This is a genomic window from Pseudomonas sp. MF09150 (genome assembly GCF_059862355.1).
Genome location: NZ_JCBCUS010000012.1, coordinates 19,467 through 34,693 on the forward strand (window position 1 = coordinate 19,467; position 15,227 = coordinate 34,693).

Annotated in this window: 29 protein-coding genes; all 29 read left to right on the top strand. The window is 54.4% G+C overall.

What is annotated here, in order from left to right:
- Positions 1-22 precede the first annotated feature (22 nt).
- The 29 genes from tuf to rplQ all read left to right on the top strand — a co-directional run bounded on the left by tuf (position 23) and on the right by rplQ (position 15,068).
- Positions 23-1,216, top strand: a complete 1,194-nt coding sequence (gene tuf, locus AC19YX_RS30460) for an elongation factor Tu (RefSeq protein ID WP_008145495.1) — start codon at positions 23-25, stop codon at positions 1,214-1,216.
- 151 nt (positions 1,217-1,367) lie between these two features.
- A complete protein-coding gene (gene rpsJ / locus AC19YX_RS30465; RefSeq protein ID WP_003186070.1) occupies positions 1,368-1,679 on the top strand; it encodes a 30S ribosomal protein S10 in 312 nt (103 codons plus the stop codon).
- Positions 1,680-1,759: 80 nt separating this feature from the next.
- Positions 1,760-2,395 (top strand): 50S ribosomal protein L3, encoded by a 636-nt coding sequence (rplC, locus tag AC19YX_RS30470; protein ID WP_007253310.1) that lies wholly within the window; start codon positions 1,760-1,762, stop codon positions 2,393-2,395.
- Positions 2,396-2,407: 12 nt separating this feature from the next.
- Positions 2,408-3,010 (top strand): 50S ribosomal protein L4, encoded by a 603-nt coding sequence (rplD, locus tag AC19YX_RS30475; RefSeq protein ID WP_020297850.1) that lies wholly within the window; start codon positions 2,408-2,410, stop codon positions 3,008-3,010.
- The gene (gene rplW / locus AC19YX_RS30480; RefSeq protein ID WP_002555488.1) at positions 3,007-3,306 is read left to right on the top strand and encodes a 50S ribosomal protein L23; all 300 of its coding nucleotides are present in this window, start codon (positions 3,007-3,009) and stop codon (positions 3,304-3,306) included. Before rplD ends, rplW begins: the two co-directional genes overlap by 4 nt.
- Before the next feature lie 14 nt (positions 3,307-3,320).
- Positions 3,321-4,145 (top strand): 50S ribosomal protein L2, encoded by an 825-nt coding sequence (gene rplB, locus AC19YX_RS30485; RefSeq protein ID WP_003176423.1) that lies wholly within the window; start codon positions 3,321-3,323, stop codon positions 4,143-4,145.
- 16 nt (positions 4,146-4,161) lie between these two features.
- Positions 4,162-4,437, top strand: coding sequence for a 30S ribosomal protein S19 (rpsS, locus tag AC19YX_RS30490; RefSeq protein ID WP_002555486.1), 276 nt, complete (start codon positions 4,162-4,164; stop codon positions 4,435-4,437).
- A 13-nt stretch (positions 4,438-4,450) separates the two neighbouring features.
- A complete protein-coding gene (gene rplV, locus AC19YX_RS30495; RefSeq protein ID WP_003103908.1) occupies positions 4,451-4,783 on the top strand; it encodes a 50S ribosomal protein L22 in 333 nt (110 codons plus the stop codon).
- Positions 4,784-4,796: 13 nt separating this feature from the next.
- Positions 4,797-5,483 (top strand): 30S ribosomal protein S3, encoded by a 687-nt coding sequence (gene rpsC / locus AC19YX_RS30500; RefSeq protein ID WP_003176422.1) that lies wholly within the window; start codon positions 4,797-4,799, stop codon positions 5,481-5,483.
- 12 nt (positions 5,484-5,495) lie between these two features.
- Positions 5,496-5,909, top strand: coding sequence for a 50S ribosomal protein L16 (rplP, locus tag AC19YX_RS30505; RefSeq protein WP_019409905.1), 414 nt, complete (start codon positions 5,496-5,498; stop codon positions 5,907-5,909).
- Positions 5,909-6,100 (top strand): 50S ribosomal protein L29, encoded by a 192-nt coding sequence (gene rpmC, locus AC19YX_RS30510; protein WP_002555481.1) that lies wholly within the window; start codon positions 5,909-5,911, stop codon positions 6,098-6,100. The genes rplP and rpmC overlap by 1 nt, the downstream gene beginning before the upstream one ends.
- Positions 6,101-6,102: 2 nt before the next feature.
- Complete coding sequence (rpsQ, locus tag AC19YX_RS30515; protein ID WP_003176419.1) at positions 6,103-6,369, top strand: 30S ribosomal protein S17; 267 nt, start codon at positions 6,103-6,105, stop codon at positions 6,367-6,369.
- Between the two features lie 23 nt (positions 6,370-6,392).
- A complete protein-coding gene (rplN, locus tag AC19YX_RS30520) occupies positions 6,393-6,761 on the top strand; it encodes a 50S ribosomal protein L14 (RefSeq protein ID WP_002555479.1) in 369 nt (122 codons plus the stop codon).
- 11 nt (positions 6,762-6,772) lie between these two features.
- A complete protein-coding gene (rplX, locus tag AC19YX_RS30525; RefSeq protein WP_007896770.1) occupies positions 6,773-7,087 on the top strand; it encodes a 50S ribosomal protein L24 in 315 nt (104 codons plus the stop codon).
- A 20-nt stretch (positions 7,088-7,107) separates the two neighbouring features.
- Positions 7,108-7,647 carry a 50S ribosomal protein L5 gene (rplE, locus tag AC19YX_RS30530; protein ID WP_003210069.1) on the top strand — a complete coding sequence of 180 codons (540 nt, stop codon included), beginning with the start codon at positions 7,108-7,110 and terminating at the stop codon, positions 7,645-7,647.
- 13 nt (positions 7,648-7,660) lie between these two features.
- Complete coding sequence (gene rpsN / locus AC19YX_RS30535; RefSeq protein WP_020297852.1) at positions 7,661-7,966, top strand: 30S ribosomal protein S14; 306 nt, start codon at positions 7,661-7,663, stop codon at positions 7,964-7,966.
- 209 nt (positions 7,967-8,175) lie between these two features.
- Complete coding sequence (rpsH, locus tag AC19YX_RS30540) at positions 8,176-8,568, top strand: 30S ribosomal protein S8 (RefSeq protein WP_017848802.1); 393 nt, start codon at positions 8,176-8,178, stop codon at positions 8,566-8,568.
- A gap of 12 nt (positions 8,569-8,580) precedes the next feature.
- Positions 8,581-9,114 carry a 50S ribosomal protein L6 gene (gene rplF, locus AC19YX_RS30545; protein ID WP_007896774.1) on the top strand — a complete coding sequence of 178 codons (534 nt, stop codon included), beginning with the start codon at positions 8,581-8,583 and terminating at the stop codon, positions 9,112-9,114.
- A gap of 10 nt (positions 9,115-9,124) precedes the next feature.
- Positions 9,125-9,475, top strand: coding sequence for a 50S ribosomal protein L18 (gene rplR / locus AC19YX_RS30550; protein ID WP_003186037.1), 351 nt, complete (start codon positions 9,125-9,127; stop codon positions 9,473-9,475).
- 3 nt (positions 9,476-9,478) lie between these two features.
- Positions 9,479-9,979, top strand: coding sequence for a 30S ribosomal protein S5 (gene rpsE / locus AC19YX_RS30555; protein WP_003186035.1), 501 nt, complete (start codon positions 9,479-9,481; stop codon positions 9,977-9,979).
- A 2-nt stretch (positions 9,980-9,981) separates the two neighbouring features.
- Positions 9,982-10,158 carry a 50S ribosomal protein L30 gene (gene rpmD, locus AC19YX_RS30560; RefSeq protein WP_003176408.1) on the top strand — a complete coding sequence of 59 codons (177 nt, stop codon included), beginning with the start codon at positions 9,982-9,984 and terminating at the stop codon, positions 10,156-10,158.
- A 3-nt stretch (positions 10,159-10,161) separates the two neighbouring features.
- Positions 10,162-10,599, top strand: a complete 438-nt coding sequence (rplO, locus tag AC19YX_RS30565; protein WP_020297853.1) for a 50S ribosomal protein L15 — start codon at positions 10,162-10,164, stop codon at positions 10,597-10,599.
- Entirely contained in the window at positions 10,600-11,928 is a 1,329-nt protein-coding gene (secY, locus tag AC19YX_RS30570; protein ID WP_007924182.1) for a preprotein translocase subunit SecY, read from the top strand.
- Between the two features lie 24 nt (positions 11,929-11,952).
- Positions 11,953-12,069 (top strand): 50S ribosomal protein L36, encoded by a 117-nt coding sequence (gene rpmJ / locus AC19YX_RS30575; RefSeq protein WP_002555468.1) that lies wholly within the window; start codon positions 11,953-11,955, stop codon positions 12,067-12,069.
- A gap of 130 nt (positions 12,070-12,199) precedes the next feature.
- Positions 12,200-12,556 carry a 30S ribosomal protein S13 gene (gene rpsM, locus AC19YX_RS30580; protein WP_020297854.1) on the top strand — a complete coding sequence of 119 codons (357 nt, stop codon included), beginning with the start codon at positions 12,200-12,202 and terminating at the stop codon, positions 12,554-12,556.
- A 30-nt stretch (positions 12,557-12,586) separates the two neighbouring features.
- The gene (gene rpsK / locus AC19YX_RS30585) at positions 12,587-12,976 is read left to right on the top strand and encodes a 30S ribosomal protein S11 (protein WP_007924177.1); all 390 of its coding nucleotides are present in this window, start codon (positions 12,587-12,589) and stop codon (positions 12,974-12,976) included.
- 18 nt (positions 12,977-12,994) lie between these two features.
- Complete coding sequence (rpsD, locus tag AC19YX_RS30590) at positions 12,995-13,615, top strand: 30S ribosomal protein S4 (protein ID WP_003210056.1); 621 nt, start codon at positions 12,995-12,997, stop codon at positions 13,613-13,615.
- 22 nt (positions 13,616-13,637) lie between these two features.
- A complete protein-coding gene (locus tag AC19YX_RS30595) occupies positions 13,638-14,639 on the top strand; it encodes a DNA-directed RNA polymerase subunit alpha (protein WP_003176403.1) in 1,002 nt (333 codons plus the stop codon).
- Between the two features lie 42 nt (positions 14,640-14,681).
- Positions 14,682-15,068 carry a 50S ribosomal protein L17 gene (gene rplQ / locus AC19YX_RS30600; protein ID WP_020297855.1) on the top strand — a complete coding sequence of 129 codons (387 nt, stop codon included), beginning with the start codon at positions 14,682-14,684 and terminating at the stop codon, positions 15,066-15,068.
- The last annotated feature ends 159 nt before the right edge of the window (positions 15,069-15,227 follow it).

The window sequence follows — 15,227 nt, forward strand, 5'->3', positions numbered from 1 at the left end:
TTTAGGCAAGGAGTTAATTGTCGTGGCTAAAGAAAAATTTGACCGTACCCTCCCGCACGTCAACGTTGGCACCATTGGTCACGTTGACCACGGTAAAACCACGCTGACCGCTGCTCTGACTCGCGTCTGCTCCGAAGTTTTCGGCTCGGCTGTTGTTGCTTTCGACAAGATCGACAGCGCTCCAGAAGAGAAGGCTCGTGGTATCACCATCAACACCGCGCACGTTGAATACAACTCGCTGATCCGTCACTACGCTCACGTTGACTGCCCAGGTCACGCTGACTATGTGAAGAACATGATCACCGGTGCTGCTCAGATGGACGGCGCTATTCTGGTTTGTTCGGCCGCTGATGGTCCGATGCCACAAACCCGTGAGCACATCCTGCTGTCCCGTCAGGTTGGCGTTCCGTACATCGTTGTCTTCCTGAACAAGGCTGACATGGTTGACGACGCTGAGCTGCTGGAACTGGTTGAGATGGAAGTGCGCGATCTGCTGAGCACTTACGACTTCCCAGGTGACGACACTCCGATCATCATCGGTTCCGCTCTGATGGCTCTGAACGGCCAAGACGACAACGAAATGGGCACCACTGCCGTTCGTAAACTGGTTGAGACTCTGGACAGCTACATTCCAGATCCAGTTCGTGTTATCGACAAGCCGTTCCTGATGCCAATCGAAGACGTATTCTCGATCTCCGGGCGTGGTACTGTTGTAACTGGCCGTATCGAGCGCGGTATCGTCAAGGTTCAGGATCCACTGGAAATCGTTGGTCTGCGTGACACTACTGTCACCACCTGCACCGGTGTTGAAATGTTCCGTAAGCTGCTCGACGAAGGTCGTGCTGGCGAGAACTGCGGCGTGCTGCTGCGCGGCACCAAGCGTGACGACGTAGAGCGTGGCCAGGTTCTGGTCAAGCCAGGTTCGGTTAAGCCGCACACTACCTTCGAAGCTGAAGTGTACGTGCTGAGCAAAGAAGAAGGCGGTCGTCACACTCCGTTCTTCAAAGGCTACCGTCCACAGTTCTACTTCCGGACCACTGACGTGACCGGTAACTGCGAACTGCCGGAAGGCGTTGAAATGGTAATGCCAGGCGACAACATCAAAATGGTTGTCACCCTGATCAAAACCATCGCAATGGAAGATGGTCTGCGTTTCGCTATTCGTGAAGGCGGTCGTACCGTCGGCGCTGGCGTCGTAGCCAAAATCATCGCCTAAGCGTTGATTGATTAAAAAGCCCCCGCTAGCGGTCTCCGCTGGCGGGGGTTTTTTATTGGGTTGACACTCTGTTGGCCCGTCTATAGAATTGCGCCTCCTTTTAACGGGCGTATTGCGCTCGGTGGGAATAGCAGCCGGAGTCTGAAATCCAATGCAAAATCAGCAAATCCGTATCAGGTTGAAGGCTTTTGACCATCGCCTGATCGACCAATCCACCCAGGAAATCGTGGAAACCGCGAAACGTACTGGTGCTCAAGTGCGTGGTCCAATTCCACTGCCTACCCGTAAAGAGCGGTTCACCGTTCTGGTCTCCCCGCACGTCAACAAAGACGCGCGTGACCAGTACGAGATCCGTACTCATAAGCGCGTTCTGGACATCGTCCAGCCAACGGATAAAACCGTTGATGCTCTTATGAAGCTTGATCTTGCGGCCGGTGTGGAAGTGCAGATCAGCCTCGGCTAAGACTCGGTCTTAGTCGTGTAACGCTCTGAAATGGGCGGCCATAGCGGGTGAAAGCCCCGTACACTCATGAGGTTTACAACATGACTATTGGTGTAGTCGGTCGTAAATGCGGTATGACCCGTATTTTCACCGAAGAAGGTGTCTCCATTCCGGTCACGGTCATTGAGATCGAGCCGAATCGCGTCACCCAGTTCAAAACTGAAGAGACCGATGGCTATCGTGCAGTGCAAGTCACTGTAGGCGAGCGTCGTGCTTCGCGTGTTACAGCTGCTCAAGCTGGCCACTTCGCCAAGGCGAACGTTGCCGCTGGTCGTACCGTAATGGAATTCCGTCTTGAAGAAGGCGACTACCAGGCCGGCGATCTGATCAACGCTGAAATCTTCGCTGCTGGTCAACTGGTTGATGTAACCGGTCAGTCCAAAGGTAAAGGCTTCCAGGGTACGATCAAGCGTTGGAACTTCCGCGGGCAAGATAATACCCACGGTAACTCCGTGTCCCACCGCGTTCCAGGCTCTATCGGCCAGTGCCAGACTCCTGGTCGTGTATTCAAGGGCAAGAAAATGTCCGGTCATATGGGCGCTGAGCGCGTGACCGTGCAGTCCCTTGAAGTAGTGCGCGTGGACGCTGAACGCAATCTGTTGTTGGTCAAGGGCGCTGTTCCTGGCGCTACTGGCGGCAACTTGGTTGTACGTCCAGCAGCCAAGGCTCGCGGTTAAGGGGAAGCTGACATGCAATTAAATGTAAATGACGCTCAAGCGATCGAAGTTTCCGAACTGACATTTGGCGGCGAATTCAACGAGACGCTGGTTCACCAAGCAGTCGTGGCCTACATGGCCGGCGGCCGTCAAGGTAGCAAGCAGCAAAAGACCCGTTCCGACGTTCGTGGTGGCGGTAAGCGCCCATGGCGTCAGAAAGGTACTGGCCGTGCTCGTGCCGGTACTATCCGTAGCCCAATCTGGCGTGGCGGCGGTACCACTTTCGCAGCTCGTCCACAGGATCACACTCAGAAGCTCAACAAGAAGATGTATCGCGCAGCATTGCGCTCCATCCTTGCTGAACTCGTGCGTACTGATCGTCTGGTTGTGGTTCAGGACTTCGCTGTTGATGCACCGAAGACCAAAGATCTGCTGAACAAACTGACCGGCATGGGCCTGACTGACGTCTTGATCGTGTCTGAAGTAGTTGATCAGAACCTGTACCTGGCTGCTCGTAACCTGCCACACGTTGATGTACGTGACGTGCAAGGTTCCGATCCAGTTAGTCTGATCGCATACGACAAGGTGTTGATCACCGTGTCGGCCGTGAAGAAATTCGAGGAGCTGCTGGGATGAACCAGGAACGCGTATTTAAAGTTCTGCTTGGCCCGCACGTTTCCGAGAAGGCTACGGTTCTGGCTGACAAGAAAGGTCAGTTCGTTTTCAAGGTTGCAACTGACGCAACCAAGCTGGAAATCAAGAAGGCCGTCGAAAGCCTGTTCAGCGTGAAAGTAGAGCGTGTTACTACCCTGAATGTTCTGGGTAAGAGCAAGCGCACTGCTCGCGGTCTGGGCAAGCGTAATGACTGGAAGAAGGCAGTTATCTCCCTTCAGCCAGGCCAAGATCTCGATTTCAGCAGCAGTGCTGAGTAAGGAAGGGGTGCATCATGGCAATCGTTAAATGCAAACCGACTTCCCCTGGCCGCCGTTTTGTGGTCAAGGTGGTCAACCAGGAGCTGCATAAAGGCGCTCCTCACGCACCGCTGCTCGAGAAAAAATCGAAGACTGGTGGTCGTAACAACAATGGTCGTATTACCACTCGTCACATTGGTGGTGGCCATAAGCAGCATTATCGTCTGGTCGATTTCCGTCGCAACGACAAAGATGGCATCTCTGCCACTGTCGAGCGTATCGAATACGATCCAAACCGTACTGCTCACATCGCTTTGCTGCTGTACGCAGACGGCGAGCGCCGCTACATCATCGCCCCTAAAGGCGTGAGTGCTGGCGACCAGCTGATCGCAGGTGCCTTGGCGCCGATCAAGCCGGGCAACGCTCTGCAACTGCGTAACATTCCAGTTGGTAGCACCGTACACGGCATCGAACTGAAGCCAGGTAAAGGCGCGCAAATCGCTCGTTCGGCAGGTGCTTCGGCCCAGCTGATCGCTCGTGAAGGTGTCTACGTGACCCTGCGTCTGCGCTCTGGTGAAATGCGTAAAGTCCTGGCTGAATGCCGTGCGACCCTGGGTGAAGTCTCGAACTCCGAGCACAGCCTGCGTTCGCTGGGTAAAGCTGGTGCCAAACGCTGGCGTGGCGTTCGCCCAACCGTTCGTGGTGTTGCCATGAACCCGGTTGACCACCCACACGGTGGTGGTGAAGGTCGTACCTCTGGTGGTCGTCATCCGGTATCGCCATGGGGCTTCCCGACTAAGGGCGCGAAGACTCGTGGTAATAAGCGTACCGACAAAATGATCGTCCGTCGTCGCAAGTAAATAGAGGGATACGACAGTGCCACGTTCTCTGAAAAAAGGTCCTTTTATTGATCTTCACCTACTGAAGAAGATCGAAGTGGCGGCGGAAAAGAACGATCGCAAACCAGTTAAGACCTGGTCGCGCCGTTCCATGATCCTGCCACAAATGGTCGGTCTGACCATCGCAGTACACAACGGTCGTCAACATGTTCCAGTTCTCGTGAACGAAGACATGGTCGGCCACAAACTGGGCGAGTTTGCCGGTACCCGCACTTATCGTGGGCACGTGGCAGACAAGAAAGCCAAGCGTTAAGGGGTAAGGAACGATGGAAGTAGCCGCTAAGTTGTCGGGCGCTCGAATCTCCGCCCAGAAAGCCCGCTTGGTCGCCGACCAGATCCGCGGGAAGAAGGTGGGCGAAGCGCTCAACCTGTTGGCTTTCAGCAGTAAGAAAGCCGCCGAGATCATGAAGAAAGTGCTGGAGTCGGCCGTAGCCAACGCCGAGCATAACGAAGGCGCAGACGTTGATGACCTGAAAGTCAGCACCGTTTTCGTCAACGAAGGGCGTTCGCTGAAGCGCATCATGCCACGTGCCAAAGGCCGTGCTGATCGCATCGTCAAGCGGTCTTGCCATATCACTGTCAAGGTTGCTGACAAGTAACGGAGTCGAAGAGATGGGTCAGAAAGTACATCCCATTGGCATTCGCCTGGGAATCGTCAAGGAGCACACCTCCGTCTGGTACGCAGACGGTCGGACTTATGCGGACTATTTGTTCGCTGATCTGAAGGTGCGTGAGTATCTCCAAGACAAACTAAAAAGCGCGTCCGTAAGCCGTATCGATATCCATCGTCCGGCTCAAACTGCACGTATCACCATCCACACCGCTCGTCCAGGTATCGTTATCGGGAAGAAAGGTGAAGATGTTGAGAAACTGCGTCAGGACCTGACCAAGCAAATGGGTGTGCCTGTGCACATCAATATCGAAGAGATCCGTAAGCCGGAACTCGACGGTATGCTGGTTGCGCAGAGCGTAGCTCAGCAGCTGGAGCGCCGTGTAATGTTCCGTCGCGCTATGAAGCGCGCTGTACAGAACGCCATGCGCATTGGTGCCAAAGGCATCAAAATCCAAGTGAGCGGTCGTCTCGGCGGTGCTGAAATCGCACGTACTGAATGGTATCGCGAAGGTCGTGTGCCACTGCACACCCTGCGTGCCGACATCGACTATGCCAACTACGAAGCTCACACCACTTATGGTGTGATCGGTGTAAAGGTTTGGATCTTCAAAGGCGAAGTAATTGGTGGTCGCCAAGAAGAGCTGAAGCCACAAGCACCAGCGCCTCGTAAAAAAGCTGCTAAGTAAGGGGTACGCCAAATGTTGCAACCTAAGCGTACGAAGTTCCGCAAGCAGATGACCGGCCACAACCGTGGCTTGGCATTGCGCGGTAGCAAAGTCAGCTTCGGCGAATATGCGCTGAAGTCTGTAGCTCGTGGTCGTCTCACCGCTCGTCAGATCGAGTCAGCGCGTCGTGCACTGACCCGTCACGTTAAACGTGGCGGCAAGATCTGGATCCGTGTATTCCCGGACAAGCCTATTTCCAAGAAGCCACTCGAAGTTCGGATGGGTAAAGGTAAGGGTAACGTCGAATACTGGGTTGCCCAGATTCAGCCAGGCAAAGTCCTGTATGAAATCGAGGGTGTTTCTGAAGAGCTGGCGCGTGAGGCTTTCGCCCTGGCTGCTGCAAAGCTGCCGCTCGCCACCTCCTTTGTTAAACGGACGGTGATGTGATGAAAGCGAATGAACTTCGTGAAAAATCCGCACAGCAGCTGAACGAGCAACTGCTCGGCCTGCTGCGCGACCAGTTCAATCTGCGTATGCAGAAAGCAACTGGCCAGTTGGGGCAGTCTCATCTGCTCTCGCAAGTTAAGCGTGACATCGCTCGCGTGAAGACTGTGCTCAACCAGCAGGCAGGTAAGTGATCATGGCTGAAGCCGAAAAGACTGTCCGTACGCTGACTGGCCGTGTTGTCAGCGACAAGATGGACAAAACCATCACCGTTTTGATCGAGCGTCGCGTTAAGCATCCGATCTACGGTAAATACGTTAAGCGTTCGACTAAGCTGCACGCGCACGACGAAACCAATCAGTGCCACATCGGCGACAAAGTCACTATTCGTGAAACTCGTCCGCTGGCCAAGACCAAGTCTTGGGCACTGGTTGATGTTCTTGAACGCGCTGTGGAAGTCTAAGGACTAGGGGTCGGAGAAATTATATGATTCAGACTCAATCCATGCTCGATGTGGCCGATAACAGCGGCGCTCGCCGCGTTATGTGCATCAAGGTGCTGGGTGGCTCCCATCGTCGTTACGCTGGTATCGGTGACATCATCAAAGTTACCGTGAAGGAAGCAATTCCTCGCGGTAAAGTGAAAAAAGGCCAAGTGATGACTGCTGTTGTAGTCCGCACTCGTCACGGCGTTCGCCGTGCAGATGGCTCCATTATCCGCTTTGATGGCAACGCTGCTGTTCTTCTGAACAACAAGCAAGAGCCGATCGGCACCCGTATCTTTGGGCCAGTGACCCGTGAACTTCGTACTGAGAAGTTCATGAAGATCGTCTCGCTCGCCCCAGAAGTGCTGTAAGGAGATCCGACATGCAAAAGATTCGTCGTGACGACGAGATCATCGTGATCGCCGGCAAAGACAAAGGTAAGCGCGGTAAGGTGCTGAAGGTTCTTGCTGATGACCGTCTGGTCGTTGGTGGTCTGAACCTGGTCAAGCGTCATACCAAGCCTAACCCGATGTCGGGCGTACAAGGCGGTATCGTCGAGAAAGAAGCGCCACTGCACGCTTCTAACGTCGCCATCTTCAACGGCGAAACCAACAAGGCTGACCGCGTTGGTTTCAAAGTAGAAGACGGTAAGAAAATTCGTGTCTTCAAGTCGACCCAAAAAGCGGTTGATGCTTGAACACTGCTAGGTAGAAGACCATGGCACGACTAAAAGAGATTTACCGGAAGGAAATCGCACCGAAACTTAAGGAAGAACTTAAGCTTTCGAACGTGATGGAAGTTCCGCGCGTTACCAAAATCACCCTGAACATGGGTCTGGGCGAAGCGATCGGCGACAAAAAAGTCATCGAGCACGCTGTTGCTGACCTGGAAAAGATCACCGGCCAGAAAGTCGTTGTGACCTACGCTCGGAAATCCATCGCTGGCTTTAAAGTCCGTGAAGGTTGGCCGATCGGCGTCAAAGTGACCCTGCGCCGTGAGCGTATGTACGAGTTCCTGGATCGTCTGCTGTCGATCTCCCTGCCTCGGGTTCGCGACTTCCGCGGCCTGAATGCCAAGTCCTTCGATGGTCGTGGCAACTACAGCATGGGCGTTAAAGAGCAGATCATTTTCCCGGAAATCGACTACGACAAGATCGATGCTCTCCGCGGTCTGGACATCACCCTGACCACCACTGCTAAGAACGATGATGAAGGCCGCGCTCTGCTGCGTGCATTCAAATTCCCGTTCCGCAACTGATTGGAGTAGGAAAATGGCCAAGAAGAGCATGAAAAACCGCGAGCTGAAGCGTCAGCTCACGGTTGCCAAGTACGCCAAAAAGCGTGCAGCACTGAAAGCTATCATCGTTGATCTGAACGCAAGTCCAGAAGCGCGTTGGGAAGCTACAGTTGCCCTGCAGAAGCAGCCACGTGACGCAAGCGCTGCGCGCATGCGTAACCGCTGCCGCCTGACCGGTCGTCCACACGGCGTTTACCGCAAGTTCGGCCTCGGCCGTAACAAACTGCGTGAAGCGGCAATGCGTGGTGACGTACCAGGTCTGGTTAAAGCCAGCTGGTAAGTACTGTCAAAGTCTCGGTGCTCAGGCTCGCAAGATCCTGACCGCCGGTGGCCTTGAATCTGGATCAAGCCCCTATTGGGGCTTGTTTCATTTCTGGAATATGTCTAAGATACGCGGCTCGCCTGAGCCCGTGTTTTTTATGCCCGGAGATTCTCGGCGACACGTAGTAGCCGCAAGGCTAATTTTTTTGTATTAGGAGCGTCTAGCCCATGAGTATGCAGGACCCGTTAGCGGACATGCTAACTCGAATCCGTAATGCCCAGATGGCTGAAAAGTCCGTCGTAAGCATGCCATCTTCCACGTTGAAGGTAGCTGTTGCCAAAGTCCTGAAAGACGAAGGCTACATTGCGGGTTATCAGATCAGCAGCGAAATCAAACCACTGCTGTCCATCGAGCTGAAGTACTTCGAGGGCCGTCCGGTCATCGAGGAAGTGAAGCGCGTTAGCCGTCCAGGCCTGCGTCAGTACAAGTCCGTTGAAGATCTGCCGAAAGTTCGTGGCGGTCTCGGCGTGTCTATCGTCTCCACCAACAAAGGTGTGATGACGGATCGTGCTGCGCGCGCTGCCGGTGTCGGCGGCGAAGTTCTTTGCACTGTGTTCTAAGGGGGGATAAGCATGTCACGCGTCGCTAAGAACCCCGTTAAGCTGCCAGCCGGTGTCGAAGTCAAATTCGCAGGCCAACAGCTTTCGGTGAAGGGTGCCAAGGGTACTCTCGAACTGAACATCCATTCGTCCGTTGAGATTGTTGAAGAAGCTGGTGAGCTGCGTTTCGCTGCTCGCAATGGCGATCAACAAACTCGCGCAATGGCCGGTACCACTCGTGCGTTGGTAAACAACATGGTCCAAGGCGTAAGCCAAGGCTTCGAGCGTAAGCTCCAGCTGGTCGGTGTTGGTTACAAAGCGCAAGCAAAAGGCACGGTGCTGAACCTGGCCCTTGGCTTCTCGCACCCAGTGGATTACGAGCTGCCGGAAGGCATCACCGCTGAGACTCCTAGCCAGACCGATATCCTGATCCGGGGCATCGATAAGCAGCTGGTAGGTCAAGTGGCCGCTGAGATCCGCGACTTCCGTCCACCAGAGCCGTACAAAGGCAAAGGTGTGCGCTACGCGGACGAAGTCGTCCGTCGTAAAGAAGCCAAGAAGAAGTAGGGCATAGCAAATGACCGACAAAAAAGTTACTCGACTGCGTCGCGCTCGCAAAGCACGCCTGAAAATGCACGAACTCGAAGTCGTGCGTCTCTGCGTGTTCCGCTCGTCGCAGCACATCTACGCCCAGGTCATCTCGGCCGACGGCAACAAAGTCCTGGCAAGCGCCTCGACTTTGGATAAAGAACTGCGTGATGGGGCCACTGGCAACATCGACGCGGCCACTAAGGTTGGCCAGCTGGTCGCTACGCGTGCAAAAGCCGCTGGCGTCTCGCAGGTGGCTTTCGACCGCTCTGGCTTCAAGTACCACGGCCGCGTCAAGGCGCTGGCTGATGCTGCTCGTGAAGCTGGGCTGGAGTTCTAAGTTATGTCAAATAACGACCAAAAGCGCGACGAAGGCTACATTGAGAAGCTGGTTCAAGTTAACCGCGTAGCCAAAACCGTTAAAGGCGGCCGTATCTTCACTTTCACCGCGTTGACCGTGGTTGGTGATGGTAAGGGCCGTGTTGGCTTCGGCCGTGGCAAGTCGCGTGAAGTGCCTGCTGCGATCCAGAAGGCAATGGAAGCTGCTCGCCGCAACATGATCCAAGTTGATCTGAACGGCACCACTCTGCAGTACGCAATGAAGTCCGCTCACGGCGCTTCGAAGGTGTACATGCAGCCTGCTTCTGAAGGTACCGGTATCATCGCTGGCGGCGCTATGCGTGCTGTCCTCGAAGTTGCTGGCGTTCAGAACGTTCTGGCCAAGTGCTACGGCTCGACTAACCCGGTAAACGTGGTTCACGCCACTTTCAAAGGTTTGAAAGCAATGCAGTCTCCTGAATCCATTGCTGCCAAGCGCGGCAAAAGTGTCAAGGAGATCTTCTGATCATGGCTACCGTAAAAGTAACGCTGATCAAAAGCATGACCGGCCGCATCCCTAACCACAAATTGTGCGTTAAGGGTTTGGGTCTGCGTCGCATCGGTCACACTGTAGAAGTCCAGGATACTCCCGAGAATCGCGGGATGATCAACAAGGCTTACTACATGCTGCGTGTAGAGGGTTAATCGATGAAACTCAATGATCTGAGTCCAGCGCCGGGTTCCCGTCGCGAAAAGCATCGTCCGGGCCGTGGTATCGGTAGTGGTTTGGGTAAGACCGGTGGCCGTGGCCACAAAGGTCAAAGCTCCCGCTCCGGTGGCACTATCGCTCCAGGCTTTGAAGGCGGCCAACAGCCGCTGCATCGTCGCCTGCCGAAATTCGGTTTCGTTTCCCTGAAAGCCATGGATCGCGCAGAAGTGCGTCTGTCCGAACTGGCTAAAGTGGATGGCGACATCGTCACCGTGCAGTCCCTGAAAGATGCCAACGTGATCAACGTCAACGTTCAGCGTGTGAAAATCATGCTGTCCGGCGAAGTTACTCGCGCTGTCACCATCGGAAAGGGAATCGGCGCCACCAAAGGTGCGCGTGCGGCTATCGAAGCAGCTGGCGGCAAGTTCGAGGAATAAATGGCTAAGCAAGGTGCTCTCTCTGCGCTCGGCAAAGGCGGTATGTCTGAACTCTGGGCTCGTCTGCGTTTTCTGTTCCTGGCGATTATCGTCTACCGAATAGGCGCACACATCCCGGTTCCAGGTATCAACCCGGACCGACTCGCGGACCTGTTTCGACAGAATGAGGGGACCATTCTTAGCTTGTTCAACATGTTTTCCGGCGGCGCGCTGGAGCGGATGAGCATCTTTGCACTGGGGATCATGCCGTACATTTCGGCATCGATCATCATGCAGCTGATGACCGCCGTCAGCCCGCAGCTGGAGCAGTTGAAGAAGGAAGGTGAAGCTGGCCGTCGCAAGATTAGCCAGTACACCCGCTACGGCACCGTCGTCCTCGCTCTGGTTCAGGCTATCGGCATGTCCGTTGGTCTGGCCGGGCAGGGCGTTGCGTTCACTGGTGACTTTGGCTTCCATTTCGTCGCGGTATCCACTTTTGTGGCTGGTGCGATGTTCATGATGTGGCTGGGTGAGCAGATTACTGAGCGTGGTGTTGGTAACGGTATCTCGATGTTGATTTTCGCAGGTATCGTTGCCGGTCTTCCGAGGGCAATTGGGCAGTCTTTCGAGTCTGCACGTCAGGGTGATATCAACATCTTCGCCCTGGTTGCTATCGGTTTGCTGGCAGTAGCGATTATCGGTTTTGTGGTGTTCATTGAGCGTGGTCAGCGTCGTATTGCTGTTCACTACGCCAAGCGTCAGCAGGGTCGCAAGGTTTTTGCTGCGCAGACTAGCCACTTGCCGCTGAAAGTGAATATGGCCGGTGTTATTCCTGCTATCTTCGCGAGCAGCATTTTGCTGTTCCCGGCTTCGTTGGGTGCCTGGTTCGGTCAGTCTGAAGGTATGGGCTGGTTGCAGGACATCTCGCAGTCGATCGCTCCTGGTCAGCCGTTGAATATTCTGCTGTTTAGTGCAGGGATTATTTTCTTCTGCTTCTTCTATACGGCGTTGATGTTCAATCCGAAAGACGTAGCGGAAAACCTGAAGAAGTCCGGTGCCTTTATTCCGGGTATCCGTCCAGGTGAGCAGTCTGCGCGCTATATTGATGGCGTTTTGACTCGCTTGACCATGTTCGGTGCTCTATATATGACGGCCGTCTGCCTGTTGCCCCAGTTCCTGGTGGTTGCAGCAAACGTTCCGTTCTACCTTGGCGGGACCTCGTTGCTGATCGTGGTCGTGGTTGTTATGGACTTCATGTCCCAAGTACAATCGCACCTCGTTTCGCACCAGTACGAATCCCTGATGAAGAAAGCCAACCTGAAGGGTTACGGCAGCGGCATGCTGCGCTGACCCATAAGGTTCGAGGAGTTGGTGATGAAAGTTCGTGCATCGGTGAAAAAGCTGTGCCGTAACTGCAAGATTATTCGCCGCGAAGGTGTTGTTCGAGTAATTTGCAGCGCGGAACCGCGTCACAAACAGCGCCAAGGCTGAGTGTGATTGTGCTTCAAGCCCAGCAGCTAGTGCGCTGCTGGGTTGATTATTTGTTATTACAGCGATATTATCTCGCGCCCTATTTCTTGGCTTCCGGGGCGTAGGTAGCTGTCAATTGGAGTCCCACTGAATGGCCCGTATTGCAGGCGTTAACATTCCAGATAACAAGCATACTGTTATCTCGCTGACCTACATCTATGGTGTTGGTCGCACTACTGCGCAGAAAATCTGTGCAGTGACTGGGGTAAACCCAGCGGCAAAGATCAAAGATCTGAGCGACGAGCAAATTGAACAGCTGCGTGGCGAAGTGTCGAAGTTCACCACTGAAGGTGACCTGCGTCGCGAAATCAACATGAAAATCAAACGCTTGATGGATCTGGGCTGCTACCGCGGTCTGCGCCATCGTCGTGGTCTTCCAGTGCGCGGTCAGCGTACCAAGACCAACGCGCGTACTCGCAAAGGTCCGCGTAAGCCGATCCGCAAGTAATCGCACCAGCGAATCGACAGGAATTTAGTCATGGCAAAACCTGCTGCTCGTCCTCGTAAAAAGATTAAAAAGACAGTGGTTGATGGCATCGCCCACATCCACGCGTCTTTCAACAACACCATCGTGACCATCACCGACCGTCAAGGTAACGCTCTTTCCTGGGCAACCTCCGGTGGTTCGGGTTTCCGCGGTTCTCGCAAGTCCACCCCGTTCGCTGCTCAAGTAGCTGCTGAACGTGCTGGTCAAGCTGCGCTGGAATACGGCCTGAAAAACCTCGACGTTAACGTCAAGGGTCCAGGTCCAGGTCGTGAATCTGCAGTCCGCGCTTTGAACGGCTGTGGCTACAAGATCGCCAGCATCACCGACGTGACGCCAATCCCGCACAACGGGTGCCGTCCGCCGAAGAAGCGCCGCGTGTAATCCAGGAGATTGTAAAGAATGGCTCGTTACATTGGTCCAAAATGCAAACTGGCTCGTCGCGAAGGCACCGATCTCTTCCTGAAGAGCGGCGTGCGCGCTATCGAATCTAAGTGCAACATCGAAGCAGCACCTGGTATCCACGGCCAACGCCGCGGTCGCCAGTCCGACTACGGCACCCAACTGCGTGAAAAGCAGAAGGTCCGTCGTATCTACGGCGTTCTCGAGCGTCAGTTCAGCGGCTACTACAAAGAAGCTGCTGGCAAGAAAGGTGCAACCGGTGAAAACCTGCTGCAACTGCTCGAATGCCGTCTGGACAACGTTGTATACCGTATGGGTTTTGGCTCTACTCGTGCCGAATCCCGTCAGCTGGTATCGCACAAATCCGTTAGCGTAAACGGCCAGACCGTTAACGTCCCGTCGTACCAGGTTCGTGCTGGTGACGTGGTCGCGATTCGCGAGAAAGCAAAGAACCAACTTCGCATTGTCCAAGCTCTCGATCTGTGTGCCCAACGTGGCCGCGTAGAATGGGTAGAAGTAGACACTGAGAAGAAGTCGGGCGTTTTCAAGAACGTTCCAGCTCGCAGTGATCTGTCCGCCGACATCAACGAAAGCCTGATTGTCGAGCTCTACTCCAAGTAAGGGCTAGAAAATAGGTGCATCCATGCAGATTTCGGTAAATGAGTTCCTGACACCCCGCCATATTGATGTGCAGGTTGTCAGTCCAACCCGCGCCAAGATCACTCTCGAGCCTCTCGAGCGTGGTTTTGGCCACACCCTGGGCAACGCGCTGCGCCGCATCCTGTTGTCCTCAATGCCCGGCTGTGCAGTAGTCGAGGCCGAGATTGACGGTGTGCTCCACGAGTACAGCGCCATCGAAGGTGTACAGGAAGACGTAATTGAAATCCTGTTGAACCTTAAAGGTCTGGCTATCAAGCTGCACGGCCGTGACGAAGTTACGCTGACCTTGTCGAAGAAGGGTTCGGGGGTGGTTACCGCTGCCGATATTCAGCTGGATCATGATGTCGAGATCGTTAACCCCGATCACGTAATCGCTAACCTGGCGTCTAACGGCGCCCTGAACATGAAGCTCACCGTAGCTCGTGGTCGTGGTTATGAACCGGCAGACTCGCGTCAGAGCGATGAAGACGAAAGCCGCAGCATCGGTCGCTTGCAGCTTGACTCTTCGTTCAGCCCGGTTCGCCGTATCGCATACGTGGTGGAAAACGCCCGTGTCGAGCAGCGTACTAACCTGGACAAGCTGGTTATTGATCTGGAAACCAACGGTACCCTGGATCCTGAAGAGGCTATCCGTCGTGCTGCAACCATTCTGCAACAGCAGTTGGCTGCGTTCGTCGACCTCAAAGGTGACAGTGAGCCAGTGGTAATCGAGCAAGAAGACGAGATCGATCCGATCCTGCTTCGCCCGGTTGACGATCTGGAACTGACTGTACGTTCGGCTAACTGCCTTAAGGCGGAAAACATTTACTACATCGGCGACCTGATTCAGCGTACCGAAGTAGAACTGTTGAAGACTCCGAACCTTGGCAAGAAATCCTTGACCGAAATCAAGGACGTTCTGGCCTCCCGCGGTCTGTCCCTCGGCATGCGCCTCGACAACTGGCCGCCTGCAAGTCTTAAGAAGGACGACAAGGCGACTGCCTGATCGTCGTAATCACCGAACGTTGTGTTTGGTAAGGAATGAACCATGCGTCATCGTAAAAGTGGTCGTCACCTGAGCCGCACCAGCTCGCACCGCAAGGCCATGTTTCAAAACATGGCGGTGTCGCTGTTCGAGCACGAGCTGATCAAAACTACACTGCCGAAAGCTAAAGAACTGCGTCGCGTTGCTGAGCCGCTGATCACTTTGGCCAAGACAGACAGCCTGGCTAACCGCCGTCTTGCTTTCGACCGTACTCGTTCGAAAGCTATCGTTGGTAAGCTCTTCAACGACCTGGGCAAGCGTTACGCTACCCGTGAGGGTGGCTACCTGCGCATCCTCAAGTGCGGTTTCCGCGCTGGCGACAACGCTCCTATGGCGTACGTCGAGTTGGTTGATCGTGCTGTCAGCGGCGAAGCTGTATCCGCTGAGTAAGACGTCAGTCTGAAACGAAGAACCGGGCCTAGTGCCCGGTTTTTTGTGTCTGCAGTAAAAGCCGGCAACCAATCAAACCTTTCAGCAGAGCTCGATTTGGCTATTTGTCTTCCTGGCTAATTAGTAATTATCTATCGAACATCATGAATTAATGAATTT